At 59.6% G+C, this 19,498-nt stretch carries 20 protein-coding genes and 1 tRNA gene; 11 read left to right on the top strand and 10 right to left on the bottom strand.

Annotated features, from left to right (window positions below):
- Positions 1-54: 54 nt before the first annotated feature.
- The 7 genes from NLK58_RS02755 to pgm all read left to right on the top strand — a co-directional run bounded on the left by NLK58_RS02755 (position 55) and on the right by pgm (position 7,021).
- Positions 55-141 (top strand) — tRNA-Leu (locus NLK58_RS02755).
- Between the two features lie 254 nt (positions 142-395).
- On the top strand, positions 396-2,504 hold the full coding sequence (locus NLK58_RS02750; RefSeq protein ID WP_341581994.1) for an isoamylase: 2,109 nt from the start codon (positions 396-398) through the stop codon (positions 2,502-2,504).
- Positions 2,505-2,514: 10 nt separating this feature from the next.
- On the top strand, positions 2,515-3,720 hold the full coding sequence (gene gnd, locus NLK58_RS02745; protein ID WP_341581993.1) for a phosphogluconate dehydrogenase (NAD(+)-dependent, decarboxylating): 1,206 nt from the start codon (positions 2,515-2,517) through the stop codon (positions 3,718-3,720).
- A 1-nt stretch (position 3,721) separates the two neighbouring features.
- Positions 3,722-5,134, top strand: coding sequence for a glucose-6-phosphate dehydrogenase (gene zwf, locus NLK58_RS02740; RefSeq protein ID WP_341581992.1), 1,413 nt, complete (start codon positions 3,722-3,724; stop codon positions 5,132-5,134).
- Positions 5,131-5,256: a hypothetical protein gene (locus tag NLK58_RS02735; RefSeq protein ID WP_264756463.1), complete on the top strand. Its 126-nt coding sequence runs from the start codon at positions 5,131-5,133 to the stop codon at positions 5,254-5,256. Before zwf ends, NLK58_RS02735 begins: the two co-directional genes overlap by 4 nt.
- Positions 5,253-5,378, top strand: coding sequence for a hypothetical protein (locus NLK58_RS02730; RefSeq protein WP_264756462.1), 126 nt, complete (start codon positions 5,253-5,255; stop codon positions 5,376-5,378). Before NLK58_RS02735 ends, NLK58_RS02730 begins: the two co-directional genes overlap by 4 nt.
- Positions 5,375-7,021: a phosphoglucomutase (alpha-D-glucose-1,6-bisphosphate-dependent) gene (gene pgm, locus NLK58_RS02725; RefSeq protein ID WP_117617152.1), complete on the top strand. Its 1,647-nt coding sequence runs from the start codon at positions 5,375-5,377 to the stop codon at positions 7,019-7,021. Before NLK58_RS02730 ends, pgm begins: the two co-directional genes overlap by 4 nt.
- A 204-nt stretch (positions 7,022-7,225) precedes the next feature.
- Here pgm and NLK58_RS02720 read toward each other — a convergent pair whose 3' ends face one another.
- Complete coding sequence (locus NLK58_RS02720; protein WP_341581991.1) at positions 7,226-7,369, bottom strand: hypothetical protein; 144 nt, start codon at positions 7,367-7,369, stop codon at positions 7,226-7,228.
- 278 nt (positions 7,370-7,647) lie between these two features.
- On the opposite strand from NLK58_RS02720, the gene NLK58_RS02715 reads away from it, so the two are divergent.
- Positions 7,648-8,439 carry an enoyl-CoA hydratase gene (locus NLK58_RS02715; RefSeq protein ID WP_117617151.1) on the top strand — a complete coding sequence of 264 codons (792 nt, stop codon included), beginning with the start codon at positions 7,648-7,650 and terminating at the stop codon, positions 8,437-8,439.
- An 11-nt stretch (positions 8,440-8,450) separates the two neighbouring features.
- Here the strand turns inward: NLK58_RS02715 and NLK58_RS02710 are convergent, their stop codons facing one another.
- Genes NLK58_RS02710 through NLK58_RS02700 form a run of 3 tightly spaced genes read right to left on the bottom strand, consistent with a single transcriptional unit; the run spans position 8,451 to position 10,673 of the window.
- Positions 8,451-9,002, bottom strand: coding sequence for a DUF192 domain-containing protein (locus NLK58_RS02710; RefSeq protein ID WP_227539414.1), 552 nt, complete (start codon positions 9,000-9,002; stop codon positions 8,451-8,453).
- The gene (locus NLK58_RS02705) at positions 8,966-9,727 is read right to left on the bottom strand and encodes an ABC transporter permease (RefSeq protein WP_117620244.1); all 762 of its coding nucleotides are present in this window, start codon (positions 9,725-9,727) and stop codon (positions 8,966-8,968) included. The genes NLK58_RS02710 and NLK58_RS02705 overlap by 37 nt, the downstream gene beginning before the upstream one ends.
- Before the next feature lie 25 nt (positions 9,728-9,752).
- Complete coding sequence (locus NLK58_RS02700; protein ID WP_117617150.1) at positions 9,753-10,673, bottom strand: ABC transporter ATP-binding protein; 921 nt, start codon at positions 10,671-10,673, stop codon at positions 9,753-9,755.
- Between the two features lie 131 nt (positions 10,674-10,804).
- Between NLK58_RS02700 and NLK58_RS02695 the strand changes: the two genes are divergently transcribed.
- Both NLK58_RS02695 and NLK58_RS02690 read left to right on the top strand, forming a co-directional pair.
- The gene (locus tag NLK58_RS02695) at positions 10,805-11,272 is read left to right on the top strand and encodes a hypothetical protein (RefSeq protein ID WP_117620243.1); all 468 of its coding nucleotides are present in this window, start codon (positions 10,805-10,807) and stop codon (positions 11,270-11,272) included.
- Positions 11,273-11,355: 83 nt separating this feature from the next.
- Positions 11,356-11,667 (top strand): hypothetical protein, encoded by a 312-nt coding sequence (locus NLK58_RS02690; RefSeq protein WP_117617149.1) that lies wholly within the window; start codon positions 11,356-11,358, stop codon positions 11,665-11,667.
- Here NLK58_RS02690 and NLK58_RS02685 read toward each other — a convergent pair.
- From NLK58_RS02685 to NLK58_RS02670, 4 genes are all read right to left on the bottom strand, one after another.
- Positions 11,660-12,229, bottom strand: coding sequence for a hypothetical protein (locus tag NLK58_RS02685; RefSeq protein ID WP_117617148.1), 570 nt, complete (start codon positions 12,227-12,229; stop codon positions 11,660-11,662). The two genes, NLK58_RS02690 and NLK58_RS02685, sit on opposite strands and share 8 nt — an antisense overlap.
- Positions 12,230-12,387: 158 nt before the next feature.
- Positions 12,388-13,854: an ABC transporter permease gene (locus tag NLK58_RS02680; RefSeq protein ID WP_117617147.1), complete on the bottom strand. Its 1,467-nt coding sequence runs from the start codon at positions 13,852-13,854 to the stop codon at positions 12,388-12,390.
- Positions 13,855-13,870: 16 nt separating this feature from the next.
- Complete coding sequence (locus tag NLK58_RS02675) at positions 13,871-14,521, bottom strand: phosphonate ABC transporter ATP-binding protein (protein WP_117617146.1); 651 nt, start codon at positions 14,519-14,521, stop codon at positions 13,871-13,873.
- Positions 14,521-15,396: a putative selenate ABC transporter substrate-binding protein gene (locus tag NLK58_RS02670; RefSeq protein ID WP_205422255.1), complete on the bottom strand. Its 876-nt coding sequence runs from the start codon at positions 15,394-15,396 to the stop codon at positions 14,521-14,523. Before NLK58_RS02670 ends, NLK58_RS02675 begins: the two co-directional genes overlap by 1 nt.
- A 191-nt stretch (positions 15,397-15,587) precedes the next feature.
- On the opposite strand from NLK58_RS02670, the gene senB reads away from it, so the two are divergent.
- Complete coding sequence (gene senB, locus NLK58_RS02665; protein WP_117617144.1) at positions 15,588-16,574, top strand: selenoneine biosynthesis selenosugar synthase SenB; 987 nt, start codon at positions 15,588-15,590, stop codon at positions 16,572-16,574.
- On the opposite strand, the gene selD is transcribed toward senB, so the two are convergent.
- Positions 16,571-18,847, bottom strand: a complete 2,277-nt coding sequence (selD, locus tag NLK58_RS02660) for a selenide, water dikinase SelD (protein WP_117617143.1) — start codon at positions 18,845-18,847, stop codon at positions 16,571-16,573. The two genes, senB and selD, sit on opposite strands and share 4 nt — an antisense overlap.
- Positions 18,847-19,482 carry a helix-hairpin-helix domain-containing protein gene (locus NLK58_RS02655; RefSeq protein ID WP_117617142.1) on the bottom strand — a complete coding sequence of 212 codons (636 nt, stop codon included), beginning with the start codon at positions 19,480-19,482 and terminating at the stop codon, positions 18,847-18,849. Before NLK58_RS02655 ends, selD begins: the two co-directional genes overlap by 1 nt.
- Positions 19,483-19,498: the final 16 nt, after the last annotated feature.

The following is a 19,498-nucleotide window of genomic DNA, read 5'->3' as shown; positions in this document are numbered from 1 at the left end:
GCGTTACCCTACGCAGCCTTATACAATTCTGCCCCTCAAAACCTCCCTCCGAATGCCCGGATGGTGAAATTGGTAGACACAAGAGACTTAAAATCTCTCGGCCGCAAGGCTGTGCCGGTTCGATTCCGGCTCCGGGCACCATATTTTTATGGTTCGAGCGATTGATGCCTGCAAAGCGTCTTGCCGGGCCTCCGCTCCAAGATCATCATTGATGAACCCATGCGCGGCATACTGCCACTCCTGAATCTCGACTCGAAGACGGGCGAGAGCTACCATGAAATGGGCGGCGAAACCGTGCAGAAGTGCTGGCAATTGTCGCTGGCGCGCCGGACCCTCATTGAGTACGTGGCGTATCGCATTTGTAATGCAGGGTTGAAAGTGAAATCGGGGGAAGCATGACATTGTCAGAAACAGCAGCATCCCGGTGGGCGACGACGGAAGGGCTTCCGTTCCCCCTGGGTCCGACCCGGATCAAGGAAGAGGGCGCCTGCAACTTCGCGCTTTACTCCAAACATGCGGAGAGCGTCACGTTGTTACTCTATACCGAGAGCGATGTGGTCAATCCGGTATTCGAATTCCGGTTGGATTTCCTCAAGAACAAAACGGGCCGGGTCTGGCATTGTCGTATCCCGTTTACGTCAATGAAGGACGCGGCCTACTACGCGTATCGTGTCGGGGGACCCAGACCGGATGGCCGCTTCGAGTGGCACACGTTCGATCACGACAAGATCCTGCTCGACCCCTATGCCAAGTCGGTGTTCTTTCCCCCGGCCTTCGACCGGCTCGCCGCCGTCCGGCCTGGCTCGAACGCCGGCAAGGCGCCGCTGGGCGTGCTTGCCGGCGACAGCGAGGGCTTCGACTGGCAAGGCGACCATCGCCCCCGGCACGAGGCCGACACGGTCATTTACGAGCTGCACGTCGGAGGATTCACCAAAAACCCCAACTCCCGCGTCAGGGACGAGGCGCGCGGAACATATGCGGGCCTGGTCGAGAAGATCCCGTACCTGAAGGATCTGGGGGTCACCGTGGTGGAGTTGATGCCGGTGTTCCAGTACGACCCCGCCGACGGCAACTACTGGGGCTACATGCCGCTGAACTTTTTCTCCCCTCACCACGGTTATCTCAGCAACCACACGGTCAAAGCGCAACACAACGAGCTGCGCGACATGATCAAGGCGCTGCACCAGGCGAATATCGAGGTGGTACTCGATGTGGTCTACAATCATACGGGCGAGGGCGATCACATGGGCCCGGTCTATAGCTACAAGGGGATCGACAACAGCACCTACTATCTGATGGCGGACCGGCCGGATGCACCCTACGAAAATTTTTCCGGTACCGGCAACACGCTCAATACGTCGAACCGCGCCGTCCGCAAGATGATCATGGACAGCGCCCGTCACTGGGCCCACGAGATGCACGTCGACGGCTTTCGCTTTGACCTCGCGTCCCTCTTTACCCGTAAAGCGGACGGCTCGGTCAACGCCAACGACGTGCCGCTGCTCAGCGACATGGCCTCCGACCCGGATCTGGCGCAGCTGCGCCTGATTGCCGAGCCCTGGGATGCCGCCGGAGTGTACCAGCTGGGCCGGGCGTTCCCGGGCATCATGGCCTGCCAGTGGAACGGCAGATACCGGGACGATCTCCGTCGCTTCGTCAAGGGCGATCCCGGCATGGTGCCAGCCCTGATGCGTCGTCTGTACGGCAGCGACGATCTGTTCCCCGATGACCGGATGAATGCCTATCATCCCCACCAGAGTGTCAACTACGTCGCCTCGCACGACGGCTTCACCCTTTACGACCTCGTGGCCTACAACCAGAAGCACAACTGGGCTAACGGCCACGACAACAGCGACGGCATGGCGGAAAACCACAGCTGGAACTGCGGCTGGGAAGGCGATGAGGACGTGCCGCCGGACGTCATGAAACTGCGCAAACAACAGATCAGGAATTTCTGCTGCCTGCTGTTGCTGTCGAACGGCACGCCCATGTTCCGTGCCGGGGATGAGTTCATGCACACCCAGGCCGGCAACAACAACCCTTACAATCAGGACAACGAAACGGCTTGGATCGATTGGCGCCGACTGGACGCCAACCCGGACATCTTCCGTTTTTTCAAGTTGATGATCGCGTTTCGCAAGGCGCATCCGTCGCTGGCGCGGAGCCGGTTCTGGCGCGAGGATATCCAGTGGTACGGGGTTGGCCGGGATCCCGACCTTGGCGGTGATTCCCGCAGCCTCGCCTTTGCCCTGTACGGCGGCTCGCAGCAGGATGACGACCTCTACGTGATGATCAACGCCTGGTGGGAGGAACTGACCTTTGAGATACAGGAGGGGGAAGCTAACACGTGGCGGCGCCTGATCGATACCAGCCTCGACAGCCCGTCCGACTTTCTCGAACCCGGCACCGAAAGCCCGCTGCCGTCGATGCATTATCGCGTGCCGGCCAGGACCGTGGTCGTGCTGGTTCGCGATCGGCCTGAATCCGCAAGCGCCGACCTTTGAAGAGAATGATATGACCGCCGCCGAGCTGTTCTGGGCGACCAAACAAGGCATCCGGTTTACCGGAATGCCCGCCTGGGGCCCGTCTCGAAGCGACCAGGAGCTGTGGGACATTGTCGCGTTTGTGATGACACTGCCGAAAATGAATGCCGCGGATTATGATGCGCGGCGGGTGAGACCCGAACAAAGGAGATTGAAGATGCAGATCGGAATGATAGGCCTGGGACGTATGGGCAGCAATATGGTGCGGCGCCTGCTGCGGGGAGGGCACGAATGTGTGGTGTACAACCGTAGCCCCGAAGCCGTCGAGGCACTTGCCAACGAAGGCGCCGTCGGCTCGGTGTCGCTGGAGGATTTTGTCGCCCGCATGACCCCGCCGCGCGCGGTCTGGCTGATGGTGCCCGCGACAGTCGTGGATGAGATGCTGGCACGGCTGGCGCCGCTGCTCGAAGCGGGCGACATCGTCATCGATGGCGGCAATTCCTATTACCGCGACGATATCCGGCGCGCGGCCGAACTGCAGCAGAACGAGGTGCATTATGTGGATGTGGGAACCAGTGGCGGCGTCGCTGGTCTGGAGCGTGGTTTTTGCCTGATGATTGGTGGCGAGCAGGACATCGTCCGGCACCTCGATCCGGTGTTTGCCACGCTGGCCCCGGGGATGGGCACGGCGCCACGCACCCCTGGCCGGGACAAGCCCGGCAGCACCGCCGAACAGGGCTACCTGCACTGCGGTCCGCACGGCGCCGGGCACTTCGTCAAGATGGTCCACAACGGCATCGAATACGGTCTGATGGCGGCGTACGCCGAGGGCCTGAACATCCTGCACAACGCCAACGCCGGCAAGCGCGCGCATGATAGTGATGCCGAGACTGCGCCAATGCCCAACCCCGAGTATTACCAGTACGAGCTGGACCTGCCCGAGATCGCGGAAGTCTGGCGGCGCGGCAGCGTGGTGGCGTCATGGCTGCTCGATCTGACGGCCGCGGCGCTGGTGGAGGATGCTGATCTGCGCGGCTTCTCGGGGCGGGTGTCGGATTCCGGTGAGGGGCGCTGGACAGCACTGGCGGCTATCGACGAGGGCGTGCCGGCGCCGGTCATCAGCGCGGCGCTGTTCGGGCGCTTTGGCTCGCGTGGCGATGCCGACTATGCCAACCGGGTGCTGTCTGCAATGCGAAAGCAGTTTGGCGGGCATGATGAAAAGAAAAAGGAACACTGAGGTGGATACCAGCCACAATGACATACCGCCGGCGGATGCGCTGGTGCTGTTCGGCATTACCGGTGATCTTGCCCGCAAGAAGATCTTTCCGGCGCTCTACGCGATGGCCAAACGCGGCACCCTCACCGTCCCGGTGGTCGGCGTCGCGAATTCCAGGTTAAGCCCGGCGCAACTGCGCCAGCGCGCCCGGGACGCCATCGAGGCGTCCGGCAAGATCGATGACAAACCCGCCCTTGATCGACTGCTCTCCCTGCTCGACTACGTCAGTGGCGACTACAACGACCCGGGTACGTTCACGGCACTCAGGAAAGCGCTGGGCGAGGCCCGGCGACCGGCGCACTACCTGGCTATCCCGCCTTCCTTGTTCGAGACAGTCACCCAGGGGCTCGGCGCCGCGGACCTGGCCGGGCAGGCCCGCGTCATCGTCGAAAAGCCGTTCGGGCGCGACCTGGCTTCCTCGCGGGCACTCAACCACGTGCTGCGTTCGGTGTTTGCGGAAGATGCAATTTTCCGCATCGATCACTACCTCGGCAAGGAAGCGATCATGAATATCCTCTATTTCCGCTTCGCCAATTCCTTCCTCGAGCCGATCTGGAACCGCGACCACGTGGCCAGCGTGCAGATCACGTTGGCCGAGGATTTCGGTGTGGAGGGGCGCGGCGCATTTTTCGAAAGCGCCGGCACGCTTCGGGATGTCGTCCAGAACCACCTGTTCCAGATCCTCGCACTGCTGGCCATGGAGCCGCCGGGCTATCAGGGTTTTGACGCGGTGCACGCCGAAAAATACAAAGTGTTCCGGGCCATGCGCCCGCTCGCGCCCGACGACCTGGTGCGCGGCCAGTACGCCGGTTACCGCCAGGAGCCGGGTGTGGCGAAGGAGTCCGACGTCGAGACCTTCTGCGCTCTGCGGCTGTTCATAGATTCCTGGCGCTGGCAGGGAGTACCGTGGTATCTGCGCGCGGGCAAGAGTCTGCCCACCACGGTGGCCGAGGTCCTGGTTGAGTTGAAGCCGCCGCCGCAGCGGCTGTTCGACGATTCGCTGCCGGCGACCGGGTCGGCCAATTATCTGCGCTTCCGGCTGTCCCCGGGCTCCACCGTCGCCCTGGCCGCCCGCATCAAGCGCGCAGGCAAGGACTTCACCGGCGACCAGCACGAGCTCTTCCTGCAGGATCAGCAGCCGGAAGATGAATCGCCCTATGAGCGGCTTTTGGGAGACGCCATGGCCGGTAATGGGGCGCTATTCGCCCACGAAGATTGTCTCGAGGCTGCCTGGGCGGTCGTTGACCCGGTTCTGACCACGCATCACCGGGCTCTGGCGTATCCACCCGGTAGTTGGGGGCCAGAGGCAGCAGATGCGCTTATTGCGGCAGACGGCAGCTGGTACAACCCGATACCGGTGAAGGCGAGAAAATGACAATGACGAACGAAGTGGTGTTTCTGCTCGACGTGGACAGGCTGCTAGACAACATCACGCGCGATCTGCTGGACCGCGTCGCCTCAAAAATCGAAGTGCTGACCAAGGCCAGGCAGACATGAGCGGCGCGACGCTGACCACAGTTTCGGCCGCGCCGGCGCAACGCCTGGCAGAGCCGCCGATCAACGTGACGGAAAAACGCGCCGTGCTGCACACCGTCCTGCCGCGGAGCGGACGATCATGAAGCCGAGTCCCCTTGCAGGCAAGCCGGCCACGCCAGCGGTACTGGTCGATGTGTCTAAACTTGTTACGGCCTATTACTCGGACGTGCCAGATGTTTCAGTGCCGGAGCAGCGAGTTAAGTTCGGCACCTCGGGGCATCGCGGTTCCGCGTTCGAAAACAGCTTCAACGAAGGGCATGTGCTCGCCATCAGTCAGGCCATTTGCGATTACCGAGTGCAGCAGGGCATCAATGGCCCACTGTTTCTGGGTATCGACACACATGCGCTGTCCGAGCCCGCCTGCGCCAGCGCGCTCGAGGTGCTGGCGGCCAACGGGGTGGACGTCATGCTTGCCGAGAACGACGAATACACGCCCACGCCAGTGATTTCTCACGCCATTCTCTCTTACAACCGCGGACGCGCTAGCGGACTGGCGGACGGCATTGTCATCACGCCGTCGCACAATCCGCCCGACAGCGGCGGCTTCAAGTACAACCCGCCCAACGGCGGGCCGGCGGATAAGGACGTTACCGGATGGATCGAAGCCAGAGCCAACGGATTTCTGAAAAACGGCCTCCAGGGCGTGAAGAGAATGCCTTTGGAGAAGGCGCTGCACGCCGCCACCACCCACCGCCACGACTTCCTCAACGCTTACGTGAGCGATCTCGGCAACGTGATCGACATGGAGGCGATCCGCGGCGCGAACATCAGTATGGGCGTGGATCCACTCGGCGGCGCCGGCGTTCACTACTGGGGACCGATTGCCGAGCGCTACGGTTTGAATCTGACGGTGGTGAACGAAGCCGTCGATCCGACCTTCCGCTTCATGACGGTTGACTGGGACGGCCAGATCCGCATGGACCCGTCATCAGCCTACGCGATGCAGAGCCTGATCGGCCTCAAGGATCGCTTCGACATCGCTTTTGCCTGCGACACCGACCACGACCGGCACGGCATCGTCACCCGCAACGCGGGTTTGCTGCCGCCCAACCATTACCTGGCAGTTTCCATTTTCTACCTGTTCCAGCATCGGCCGGAGTGGAGCAAGGATGCGGCGGTGGGTAAGACGGTGGTTAGCAGCCAGATGATTGATCGCGTCACGACCAAGCTCGGCCGCCAGCTCTACGAGGTGCCGGTCGGTTTTAAATGGTTTGTGGATGGCCTGCTTGACGGGTTGCTCGGCTTCGGCGGCGAAGAGAGCGCGGGCGCATCCTTCCTGCGTCGTGACGGCAGCGTCTGGACGACGGACAAAGACGGCATCGTTCCGGCTTTGCTCGCCGCGGAAATCACCGCGCGCATGGGCCGCGATCCCGGCGAGATCTACCGCGAGCTGACGCGCGAGTTCGGCGAACCTGCCTATGACCGGGTCGAGGCGCCTGCCACGCCGGCGCAAAAAGCGATGCTGTCAAAACTCTCGCCACAACAGGTGCGGATCTCGCAACTGGGCGGCGAGAAGATCGACCGCATACTCGACCGCGCGCCTGGCAACAACGCCCCGATCGGCGGCATCAAGGTGGTCAGCGCCAGCGGCTGGTTCGCCGCGCGGCCGTCCGGCACCGAGGACATTTACAAAATCTACGCGGAGAGCTTTCGCGGCGAAGACCACCTGCGTGCCCTGCTAAGCGAGGCGCAGACCATCGTCGACCAGGCGCTGACGGGGCATTGATGCGCGCCACACTATTTGCACAGTTAAGGAGTGGCCATGTCAGACCCACTCGATCAGCTTTGCATCAACACTGTGCGGTTTCTGTCGGTGGACGCCCCTGTCAATGAAAGACACTATTGAATGACAAGACATCGCGAACATGAAGGCATCTAAGGAGTTACCAGTGGCTCAGCAGGTTGACGAATTAACCAGTCGGAACACTGTCTACGGATCGTTCTGCTCCGGCAGTGGCTGGATGCTATTGATGTCTCCGGTTGGGACTGCCGGATCGTCCTTGATGATCACCATGATGCCGCCGCCGATAATAGCAATGGCGAGGATGGCTTTGATAATGATCGATTTCCACATGAGTGGCTCCTGTCGGCATTTTTGACGTCTCTACGGACTTTATGGGCAGCGGCGGCCTGTAACAACCCTGTAGCCGAAAAACTGTGGACCCTACAAAAGTCGCTTCGACAGTATAGCCGGTCTCGGCAATACTGGAACCTGGACTTCGGAGAAGGCGGTCGGAAGTTGTTCCCAAAATACGCTGTAAATACTTCCCTGTACGCTTGGCTCCGCACGATTTTGGGAACAACTTCCGGACCGCCTCTGCCACGTATATGGGCTCGAACAGGAGAGCAGTCATGACAGAACAATCGGAACCGCTGGTCCACAAGTACAGCGAAAACGGCATTACCACACTCACGCTGAACCAGCCCGGTAAGAAAAACAGCCTTTCGATGGCCATGCTGGAGGCATTGTCCGAAGAGCTGGAGACCATCGCCTCGGATTCTGAAACCCGGGTTGTGGTTCTGGCGGCCCATGGCAACGTGTTCTGCGCCGGGCACGATCTTCGGGAAGTCCGGGAACAGTTCGATAGCCACGAGTTTCAGCTGGCACTGTTTAACCAGTGCAGCAAGGTAATGCAGCAGATCGTGAATCTGCCCCGGCCGGTGATTGCCCGGGTGGCGGGCGTTGCAACAGCGGCGGGCTGTCAGCTGGTGGCCAGTTGTGATCTTGCGGTGGCGGCGGATACCGCGCGGTTTGCCACGCCCGGGGTGAATATCGGGCTGTTCTGTTCAACGCCGATGGTAGCGCTGTCGCGGAATGTGTCGCGCAAGCATGCGATGGAAATGCTGCTGACCGGTGAGCTGATCAGCGCGCCGAAGGCAGAGCGCCTGGGGCTGGTGAACCAGGTGGTGGATGAGCAGATTTTGGATGAAGCCGTCTACAAGCTGGCCCGCACCATTGCCGGAAAATCGGGCCATACCCTGAAGATCGGCAAGGAGGCGTTCTACCGGCAGTTGGAAATGCCACTGGCCGAGGCCTACGAGTACACCTCTCAGGTGATGGCGGACAATATGATGGCGAACGATGCCCAGGAAGGTATCTGTGCGTTCCTGGACAAACGCAAGCCGGACTGGAAGGACAGCTGAGGCCTGCCCGGCTAACGTGCCGGGCAATTCTCCGTTCTCAGGTTCAGGCGATCACCTTGCCGGAGCTGGTGTTTCCGGAAGAACCCGGCGTTCATCTCCACTGCCTTGATGAAAGGCACGCCGGCCGGGTAGCTGGGGCACCTGGAACCACTGGCTGAAACGCAGGGCACCATCTGGCGGATACTGCCAATCACCCCGTCCCGGTTCAGGTACGCGATGTCCAGCGGAATCAGGGTGTTGTACATCCAGAAGCCGTGACCGGCGTCTCTGGGTTCCCGGTACTCGAAGAGCATGCCGGCATCGGGCGCCAGGGAGGTTCGACCCATCAATCCTTTTCGCCGCTGTTCCGCGGTGCTGGCCACTTCCAGTTGGACGGGCACGGAGCCTGCCTCTGAGACAAAGCAAGCATCAATGACCGGCAGGCCCTCCTGGGGCGCGGCTACGCCCAGGGAGCAGCCATACACTGCGGGACCGGCTGCAAGTATCGCCCAGTACTTCAGCGTGCGGAACAGGCTGATTCCCGGGTTCACGAGCGCAACCGGTAGCCGGTTTTGAAAATCCACCAGATGCCTGTCATGCACGCGGTCAGGAACACGAGGGTCATGCCTACGCTGATGCCCACATGGACGTCGGACACGCCATAGAACGCCCAGCGGAAGCCACTGATCAGGTATACCACAGGATTGAACAGGCTGATGGTTTGCCAGGTTTCCGGCAGCATATCGATGGAGTAAAAGGTACCGCCAAGGAACACCAGCGGCGTTACGATCATCATGGGTACAATCTGCAGTTTCTCGAACCCGTCCGCCCAGATGCCGATGATGAATCCAAACAGGCTGAAGGTGATTGAGGTGAGCACCAGGAAGGAGACCATCCAGAAGGGGTGCAGCACGTCGTAATCCACAAAGAATTTCGCCGTTGCCAGAATAATCAGCCCCAGGATGACTGACTTGGTGGCCGCAGCACCCACGTAGCCAAGCACCACTTCCACGTAGGACACCGGCGCCGAGAGCACCTCATAGATGGTGCCGGAGAACTTGGGCATGTAGATGCCGAAGGAGGCGTTGGAAATGCTCTGCATCAGCAGGGACAGCATCACCAGGCCGGGAATGATATAGGCACCGTAGGCGATGTTGTTGATGTCGCCCATGCGTGAGCCAATGGCCGAGCCGAAAACGACAAAGTACAGGGAGGTGGAGATCACCGGTGAAAGCACGCTCTGCATCACCGTGCGCTTCATGCGGGCCATTTCAAAATTGTAGATTGCGCGGATACCGTAAAGGTTCATGCCTTTCTCCAATGGGTCGGCGGGCTTATTCATGCACCAGGCCGACAAAAATCTCTTCGAGGGAACTTTCCCGGGTTTGCAGATCCCGGTACTCGATACCAAGGTCGCCGAGTGTGCGAAGCAGCCGGGCCACGCCGGCTTGTTCCTGCTGGGAATCGAAGGTGTAAACCAGCTCGTAACCGTCGTCCGACAGTTCCACGGGCTCCAGCATGAGTTCGCCGGGCATCTTGTCCAGCTTCTGCTGCAGTTGGAGCCGGAGTTCCTTTTTGCCCAGTTTGGTCATCAGCTGGGCTTTGTCTTCCACCAGGATGATCTCACCACCCCGGATCACACCGATGCGGTCCGCCATTTCCTCGGCCTCTTCGATGTAATGGGTGGTGAGGATGATGGTGACGCCGTTTTCCCGGAGCTTGCGGACCATTTCCCACATGTCCCGGCGCAATTCCACGTCAACGCCGGCGGTGGGCTCATCCAGGAACAGGATCTGCGGCTCGTGGGACAGGGCCTTGGCAATCATCACCCGGCGCTTCATGCCGCCCGAGAGGGACATGATCCGATTGTTGCGTTTGTCCCACAGGGACAGGTCTTTCAGCACCTTCTCGATGTGTGCCGGCTTCGGTGGCTTGCCGAACAGGCCACGGCTGAAAGACACCGCGCTCCAGACGGTCTCGAAGGAATCGGTATTCAGCTCCTGGGGTACCAGGCCAATGGTTTCCCGGGCCTTGCGGTAGTCTTTGACGATGTCGTAACCGGCGGCTTGTACTTGGCCGGAAGAGAGGTTGACGATGCCGCAGATGATACTGATCAGCGTGGTTTTGCCGGCGCCATTGGGGCCGAGCAGGGCGAAGATCTCGCCACGCTTGATGTCCAGGTTGATGTCTTTCAGGGCCTGGAAGCCGTCATCATAAACCTTGCTTAGGTGCTTAACGGAAATATCCGGCTGCACGGGCGTGTCCTGTGGTCAGAATGGGTCAATTGAAGGCGCCGTATTTTCTCATGACTGGCGCCAGTTTAGAAACCTTTGCCTTGGCAGGAGAAACCACCATAATACCGTGCTGGTTAATTCAGGGTGCGGTTATGGTACGCGCAATAGCAGTTGTGGGATTGATCGTGGGTTTGATTGCTGCCGTGGTCTTCGGCCCGCGAATGCTGGGGGATGCCGTTAACCAAAGCGGGAGCGGCCAACCCATGGCCGAGTGCAATCTTCTCGCTGCGCCCTGCCAGTGGACGACGCCCGCTGGCAAGTGGGAGGCGACTCTGGATACATTAACCGGGGAGGGTGAGCCGGGTATTGAATACCAGCTCACAGTAACCACCCCGCAGCGACCTGAGCGGTTTCTGGCGGTTCTGAGAGGCGAATCCATGTACATGGGGGAGTATCCGGTGCCTCTGGGCAACCGCATTGAAAACAAATATTCCGCACGCTTTACCGCGCCTTTCTGCACTATGGACTCCGCCATGACCTGGCGTATTGATCTGCAGCAGGGCCAGGAGCCGATCGGTGATATTCCGCTAAAGCTGGTATTTCAGGCCCAGTCACGCTGAGAGCCGCAAACCGGGAATCGGTTGGCTGACAAGCGGTCGGGATTGTGTAAAATGGCGAAATTGCCAATGTCAGGGGGCACGTGATGGATTACGGAGATAGTGTTCAGAAGGTACTGCTGAGGAAAATCCGCAAGGCCGAGCAGGATCTGATCCAGCTGAAACTCGATTATTGCCGTTTTGTCTTCGGGTTGACCCACCGGGCGAAAGTGCTGGCCGGCGGCGTCACCTACGTGGTGCGGTCGGTGGATGTGGACAGCATGGCCAATACCGATGATGGCGGGTTCACACACCCAGAGATTACCGGTACCCGGGCAGACGAACAGGACCACGCAGAACCGGTTGCCCTGGGCACTGACTGGGTGCTTGAAACCACTCCGAGACAGGCCACTAGATAAACGCGTTGGCGGTAATGGCCTCGTAAAGGCTCGACGCCGGCGGCACGTACTGACTTTCCCGCCAGAATTCCGCGCCTTCCAGCCCTGCCCGGAAGCAGGCCAGCAGTACGGTGCTTCCGGTTAATGTGCTTATTGCCTGGAGGGCTTCCTGTTGCGGGATGCCGGTCTTACGGCTGGCGATCTGGGCGACCACGCGGGCCAGCGCCCCGGAATGGCGGGTGGATTTTTCGCTGAGTGCGCATCCGGCACCGTACAACCACGCCGCGGCATACGCCCGCACCACTTCCGGTGCCGCAGGCAGTTCCAAGCCGTTCACCCTGCAATCCCGCTCCTGCAAGCCGGCAAGGATATGCAACTGGGTGATCAGCCGGGCCCGATCTGAAACAGGTCTGGACGAATGCTGCCCGAAACTTCCCCGGGCAGCGGTGCGGGGCTCACTGACATAGACAGGAGACGTGCAATTAACGGGTTCCGCGCGCACCAGCGCCGACATCCGGAAAGCCAGTAAAAGAAGCAGCGCCAGCAGCCCCACCTGAGTAAGAAGAATCAACCCGTCAACCATGGTCACCAGAACCCGGAATGTTGCAAAAGGTGATTACATTGTAACGGTATGTATCTGACCAATACCGCCAACCTGTCGCCATATCCTGGCTCAGAATTGACTCAAATGACGGAACTGTGACAGGGATCGCAGCGGGCATTCCGTGAAAAGCAGGCCGATCAGCAGGTTGGCATGGTCTGCAGGGCCAGTTTCCTGCGAATGTAACGGCCCAGGGCATCAATGCCGATGTTCAGAAGGGCGGTGATCAGGATCAGGATCATGGCCCGATCAAACCGGATGTTCTGGATGGCACTGTCGACATAGAAGCCCAGCGTGTAGATACCAAGAATGCCGAGAATGGCGGTTTCCCGCATGATGATTTCCCACCGGTAGAAAAGAAACGCAAGGAAGGACCGGTAGACCCGCGGAACCAGTTCCCAGCTGTAACGGTTGAAACCGGTGGGCGCGTCCGGGCGCAGGTGTATGGAGTTGGTCTGCCGGCCAATCAGGTGGCCGATGATGCCGCCGTTATGAAGCGCCAGTGCCACCACCGCTGGCAGCATGGACGGTCCCCAGAGCTGCAGGAGAATATAGGCCAGGATGTATTCCGGCGTGGAACGCGCAATCACCAGGAAAACATGTCCGGAGGTACGCCGGACCGGGCCGCCGAAATGATTGGAGATCAACGGGAAAGCCAGAAGGGTCAGTATTCCGGTAGCCACAAGGGCGATCTGGGTAAGTACCAGGGTATTCCAGATGCCGGGCAGGGCCTCGTTAATCATCAGGTCGCTCAGCCAGGGCAGCAGGCCTGCCAGCCCCTCGCCATCCCGCAGCGGGCTGGGGACGATGTCCTTAGTGAAAAAGCGTTCCATATTGCCCCAGACAATCGGCAGCCCTTCGCCCAGAAAGAATGGAGCACCGAGAACATAAACCGGCAAGAGCTTTGGTTTCACCCACAGGGGCATCGTTGCAATCAACACGTAAAACAGGATCAGCATTGCCCCGGCATCGGAGTAGAGCCCCTGGGAGAAGGAAGATTCCAGGTAGAAGCCGAGCGTGGGCAAGCCAACGAACCCGAGAATGGCGCTGGAACGAAGGCCGCATTCCAGGCGGTAGGCGGTGTAGGTCCGCAACTGCACCCAGCACTCGGGAATACGGGTGTAGAGAAACGCTGCGATAACCCCGGTGCGCGGCGGCAGCAGACGCCCGGGTTCCGGGTCCGCCTCATCCAGGATCTCGGAATAGACCTTGGCGAAAATCCCTGAGTAGGGAATGGCTATCGCCAGCACCCCGGTAAGGGGGTGAAATCCAAAAAACTGAAGAAAAATGAGCGCCCAGAAAAGCTCGTGGATGGCCCGGATAAAGGCACAGAATATCCGGACAGGCAGCAAGTGGTAGGCCAGCGACAGTAAAAATCCGCAAACGCTACCCAACGCCACCCCCACAAAGGCAAAGGCAACGGTTCTCAGCAGCGCGGTCATCAAGCCTTCGCTGCTGAAGAAATTCGGAGTGATCACGCCAAGAAAGAAGTTGCCGAGGTCCCGCCAGGGATTCGATGCCGTAATGGCGATGTCAGCAAACAGCAGTCCGACCAGGGCGATGCCAAGGAAGATCAGGCTGGTGCGAACCGTTGGCGAAGAAAGCATGTAACTGGCCGCTTCCCTAGTAGAGAGACATGATGTCGGCTGCCTTCAGGTGGTCACTGGCTTCATCCAGGGCCACCTGTCCGTCCTGGATTCCGACGATCCGGTTGCAGTATTTCAGGGCCATTTCGACATCGTGGAGGGCTATCACACTTGTGGCGAATCGTTGCCTGAGTAGCTGCATTACCAGATGAGCCATGGGGCCGTCGAGTGCGGAAATTGGCTCGTCAGCAAGCAACACCGGCGCATTACGATAAAGAGCACGGGCAATGGCAACCCGCTGACGTTGGCCTCCGGAGAGCGAAGCGGTCGGCATCCAGAGTTTTTCCGACATGCCCAGCGCTTGTAGAATCTCGCGAACCTTATCGCGGTCCCGGAAAAACGGGCGTATCAGGGTAACCGTACTGTACCAGGCAGAATGTTTGTCGAGCTGGCCCATAAACACGTTATGGAATACCGGCAGTGCATTCACCAGGCCCAGATCCTGGGGTACCAGGGAGGACTCGCGATCAACCCGTTCGTGAATCAAGCGCATGAGTGTGGACTTACCGGCACCGCTCTTGCCAACCAGAGCGACCTTTTCACCCTGTTGAACCCTCAGTGAGAGCGGGCCAATAACCCGCTCACCACCGAAAGAGGCCGTGAGGCCCGTTAGGTCAAAGCCTGACATCAATCGAGGATCCCAATCTCTTCCGCAGTCTTGCGAACAGGCTCGTAATCGTCGTTCGATGCAGGAATAAAACCGGAGCGGGGAAAGCTCTCAAGCAGTTTGTGATCGTCCAGGTTGAGAAGAGCTTCGGTGACGCGCTGCTTGAAACCGTCGCCGAAACGCTCGTCGACGTCACCGCGAATGGTCCACTGATAGTCCGGGTAGGCAGGCGTGGTCCAGATGACCTTAACCGCGTCGGTGTCGATGTTGCCGTCGGCCAGTTCTTTTTCCCAAACCTGAAAGTTCAGGGCGCCCACTTCGTAGGTACCGGCTTCCACAAGACGCAGGGTACGGGTGTGGTTGCCGCTGAAGCCAACGCGGGAGAAGAAGTCTGCCGGCCGGGCGCCAAACACGTCACGGATATAGAATTCAGGCATCAGGCGGCCGGATGTAGAGCCCTTGGAACCAAAGGTGAAGGTTTTACCCCGGAGTTCATCTTCCAGCGCGGAAAGCTCATCCGCAGGCTCTATACCGGTGCTGGTGTTGGCAATGAAGTAGGTTTCAAACGCTTCATCTTCCACGCCCTGGGCAATCGCCTCGGAGCCCGGCACCAGGCGACGCGCCTGAACACCGGACAGCCCGCCAAACCAGGCCAGTTGAACCTGATTATTGCGGAACGCGGAAACTGCGGCGGCGTAAGATTTAACCGGGATGTAGCGGACCTCAACATCCAGTTCACCGGAGAGGTAATCCGCAACACCTTTGAAGCGCTCTACCAGTTTGGTTTCATCCTCATCGGGTATGGCTGTAAACACAAAGGTTTCAGCGGCCGCCGATGCTGCGGTGAAACAGAAAAGGCTGGAAATCATCAATTTCCGTATAAGATTAAGAGCCATTGGGCCCCCTTATTTTGCCAGACAGTGTTTTGCTGGACAGTTTGGATTTGCGGCGAGTGAAATCAACGTTCCCCGGTGTCCGGCAGGATACCTTGATTTACGTTAACTCTGAACAGCTATACGATTTCCGGGTTTAATTGGCTCAGGGGCCGGTGCCTTATTTTTCACTTATTCAATCGCAAGCGTGTGCCATGAAGATAGTCATAATTACTCCAGCAGAACCTGGATCAAAAGCGGGCAACCGGGCCACGGCAGAGCGCTGGAAATCCCTGCTGGGAAATGCCGGGCACAGGGTCTCTGTGGTTACGGAATACCGGGGGGAACCCTGTGATGCCTTCGTGGCTTTGCACGCCTGGCGTAGCGTTCGGGCGATTCGCCAGTTTCGGGAAACCCGCCCGGGAAAGCCCCTGATCGTCGCGCTTACCGGAACCGATATCTACCGGCACCAGCATGAGTTTCCGCAGGACACGCTGTACTCCATAACGGAAGCAGATGCGCTGATCGGGCTGCATGAGCTGGTGGCAAACGACATCCCCGCTGGGTTCGCCACCAAACTGGTCACCCTCTACCAGTCAGCGGAGGGGCCTGAAAGCCTTCCTTCACCGCAGCCAGCCCAGGCGAATGCAGGGTTCGGCGTGTGTGTAATTGGCCACCTGAGAGAGGAAAAGGACTCACTACGGGCTGCGTATGCAGCGAGGTTGCTGCCAGACGATTCATCGATCCGGGTTCTCTGCGCTGGTAAGCCCCACAACGGGGAGTGGCAGAGGATGGCCGAGCGGGAAATGGAGCAGAACCCACGCTTCCGCTGGCTGGGCGAACTGGAGCAGGATGAAATCCGGCAACTGATGGCAAACAGTCAGTTAATGGTGATCAGTTCAGTGATGGAGGGCGGCGCCAATGTTGTCTCAGAAGCCTGCAGGGCCGGCCTGCCGGTGATTGCCTCAAGCATCCCCGGGAATATTGGATTGCTTGGAAAAGATTATCCTGGCTATTTTCCCGTGAAGGATGAGCGGGCCCTGGCAGGCCTGCTTTACCGTGCAGAACAGCATCCGGAATTCCTGGCGGCCCTGAAAGTGCAGGTCAGCCAACTGGCCGGGCATTTTGTACCGGAAAACGAGCAGGCATCTCTGGAGCAGGCGCTGACCCTGGCGGTGCAGCGCTGCTCAGAGAGGGCTTAATCCCGAAGGGAGACAGGCTCTATGGGACCGGTTTCGTCCTGAGCCGTGACGCGGCCAATGATGGCGGCGTGGGGATAGCCCAACGTTTTCAGCTCCCGGACACATTCCTCTGCCTTGTCGGCAGCGACGCCGGCGAGCAGGCCGCCGGCCGTCTGGGGATCGAAAATCAGCGGATAGCGGGGATGATTTACCCACGTCTCCTGATCCCGGATACCGCGCCGCAACCGGATATTGGCCGGCTGCAGCGAACTCAGAATGCCCGCGGCTGCGGTTTCCTCGGCACCCGGCAATACCGGAATGGCGGACAGGTCCAGCTCCGCATCTACTCCGGACGGTCTGGTCATCTCCACCAGATGCCCGAGCAAACCAAATCCGGTCACATCCGTGCAGGCCTTGGAACCGAACTTCCTCAGGCAATCCGCCGCGGCCTTGCTGGACTGAACCATGGAGGCGAGGGCAGAGTCGATCCAGCGGCCTTTGGCAGCCAGCCTGGCGTGGGCGGCAAAGAGCGTTCCGGTGCCGATGGGTTTGGTGAGAATCAGCGCGTCTCCGGCTTTCAAACCCCCTTTGCTCATCACGTCTTCCGGGTCGATCAGGCCGTTTACCGCAAAGCCCAGTGCCAATTCCCTGCCTTCGCCGGTGTGGCCGCCAACCAGGGCACAGCCGGCTTCGTTCAGCACTTCCACCGCACCAGACATCATCTGGTACACCACGTCTTCAACCTTGGATTCAATACCGTAAGGCACGGTGGCCACTGCCGTGGCACTCTGGGCTTCTGCGCCCATGGCAAAGACATCGCCGAGGCTGTGGTTGGCGGCAACCTTGCCAAATACGTAGGGGTCGTCAATAAAGGCGCGGAAGAAGTCCACGGTATGAACCACCGCTTTACCCGGCGGTACCTTCAGAACCGCCGCATCATCCGGGGCGTGAAGGCCGATAAGGATGTCGTCCCGTTCGATGGGCCTGAGTTCGCCCAGGGCCCGGGAAAGAACGGTACTACCTACCTTGGCGCCACAACCGCCACAGCGCATGGCCACGGCAGAAATGGCCTGGGAGGCTTCCTCAGAGTTTTGGGCGGCAGCCGTATCCGGTAGTTTCGATTCATCCTCCATGGGAGGCAAGTCGTTGAATTTCTTCATGAACCGGCGGTCGATCCAGTCTTTCCAGCGCCAAACCCAGCGGCCATCAAACCGCATATCGCCACGGGATGCCACCGCATACTTGTTACCGGTGCTGATCAGTGCCAGCCACTTCTGCTGCGGGTAGAAGTCCCTCGGGTCTTTGCCGGTTGCCAGCCGTTTGAGGTTGTCCGCCAGGGGGGGCCCTTGCCGCACCGCAAACACACCCGCTTTCTCCCGGGGATGGTTGGTTACGTTGGCGATATCGCCAGCGGCAAAAATGCTGTCGTCGTTCTCGACCTGCAGGGTGTCTCGAACCCGGAGGAAAAGGCCGTCGTCCAGGGCCAGGCCCGTTTCCTTCAGCCACTCCGGACCTCCGGCCCGGGTCACCCAGAGTACCTCGTCGGTTTGCAGGGTTTCACCGGATTCCGTTATCAGCAGGCCTTGCTGAACCTTGCTCACCGGCGCTCCGAGATGAACCTTCACGCCACGCTCAGACAGTGACTTCCTGAAAACCTCACAAACCTTTGCGTTGTGGGTGGGAAGTATCTCGTCAGCAGCATCAAAGAGGTGAAAATGCAGTTGCGCTGGGTCCTTGCCCCGCTGTTTCAGCTCGTTCTCGAGGCGGAACTGCATGGCCAGAGTCAGTTCAACACCGCCGGCACCGGCACCAACCACGGCCACGGTAAGCGGCCCTTCGTGGTTTTCAATGCGGCAGAGCAGGGCGAGCCAGCGGTTGTTGAAACCGGTAATCGGCTTCACCGGAACCGCATGGTCTGAAGCACCTTCCACGTCATTGACCCGGGGAGACGAACCGATATTGATGGAGAGAATGTCGTAAGGCACATCCGGGCGGCCGCGGCAGATAACCCGCTTTCGATCACGGTTGATGCCGATGGCCTCGGCCCGGTAGAAACGGGCTCCCGCGTATTCCGCCAGTCGACTCAGGTCGATGTGGACATCGTCATAGCTGTAATGGCCCGCTACGTAACCGGGCAGCATGCCGGAGTAGGGTGTGTGGGTATCCCGGCAGATGAGCGTAAGACGCACGCCGGGGACCGGGTTCATGGCGAACCGCTTCAGTACCCCGACGTGGCTGTGCCCGCCGCCAATCAGGACTATGTCCCGTAAAACAGGCTGGTCAGGCGTTCGCATCAGTTAACTTTTTTGGCTTCAGCGGTCAGCTGGCTGTATCCCTTGATGTTTGAGAAGGCCTTCAGCTTTTCCTGATCTGCCTCCGAAGGATTGGCAATCTGATCGATGGAAGTGATGCCCGCATCCTTCATCTTTTTCGCGGTTGCCGGCCCGATGCCTTTGACCTGGGTGAGATCGCTCCTGTCCACCGGCTTCGCGGCCCTGGCGGCAGGTGCTTTTCTGGCAGCAGGTTTCTTGTCAGCGGGCTTCTTGGCAGGTGCCTTGGTGGCTTTCTTCGGCGCGGCTTTCTTGGCTGCGGTGCTGGCTTCCCTGCTGACTTCATCGGTCAGCTTCTTCACCTCGGCGCCCGCCTCTTTAGAGGCGACACCGAGCCGCTCCAGAATGCTGCTCTGCAGCTCGTGGAATTCGTTCAGGCGACGCTCGAACTCCTCATGGAACCGCTTCATCTCTCGGTCACGCAGCTCGTCGATTTCCTTGAGCAGTTTGCGCACCGGCTCCTGAACCTGATTCTGCAGGCTGTCGAACTGCTTCAACGCATCGTTAACAAGGCCTTCGATCTGGGAAGAAGTTTTTTCGAACTCCTTATTCACTTTCTTGACGATTTTATCAACGTTCTGTTTGGCTTTTTTCGCCATGAAATGTCTCCTTCTG

Origin of the sequence: Marinobacter metalliresistant (assembly GCF_038098645.1) — a bacterium.
Classification (GTDB): domain Bacteria; phylum Pseudomonadota; class Gammaproteobacteria; order Pseudomonadales; family Oleiphilaceae; genus Marinobacter; species Marinobacter metalliresistant.
Note: the sequence above shows the minus strand (reverse complement) of the source record. Positions and strands in the feature narration are given on the sequence as shown.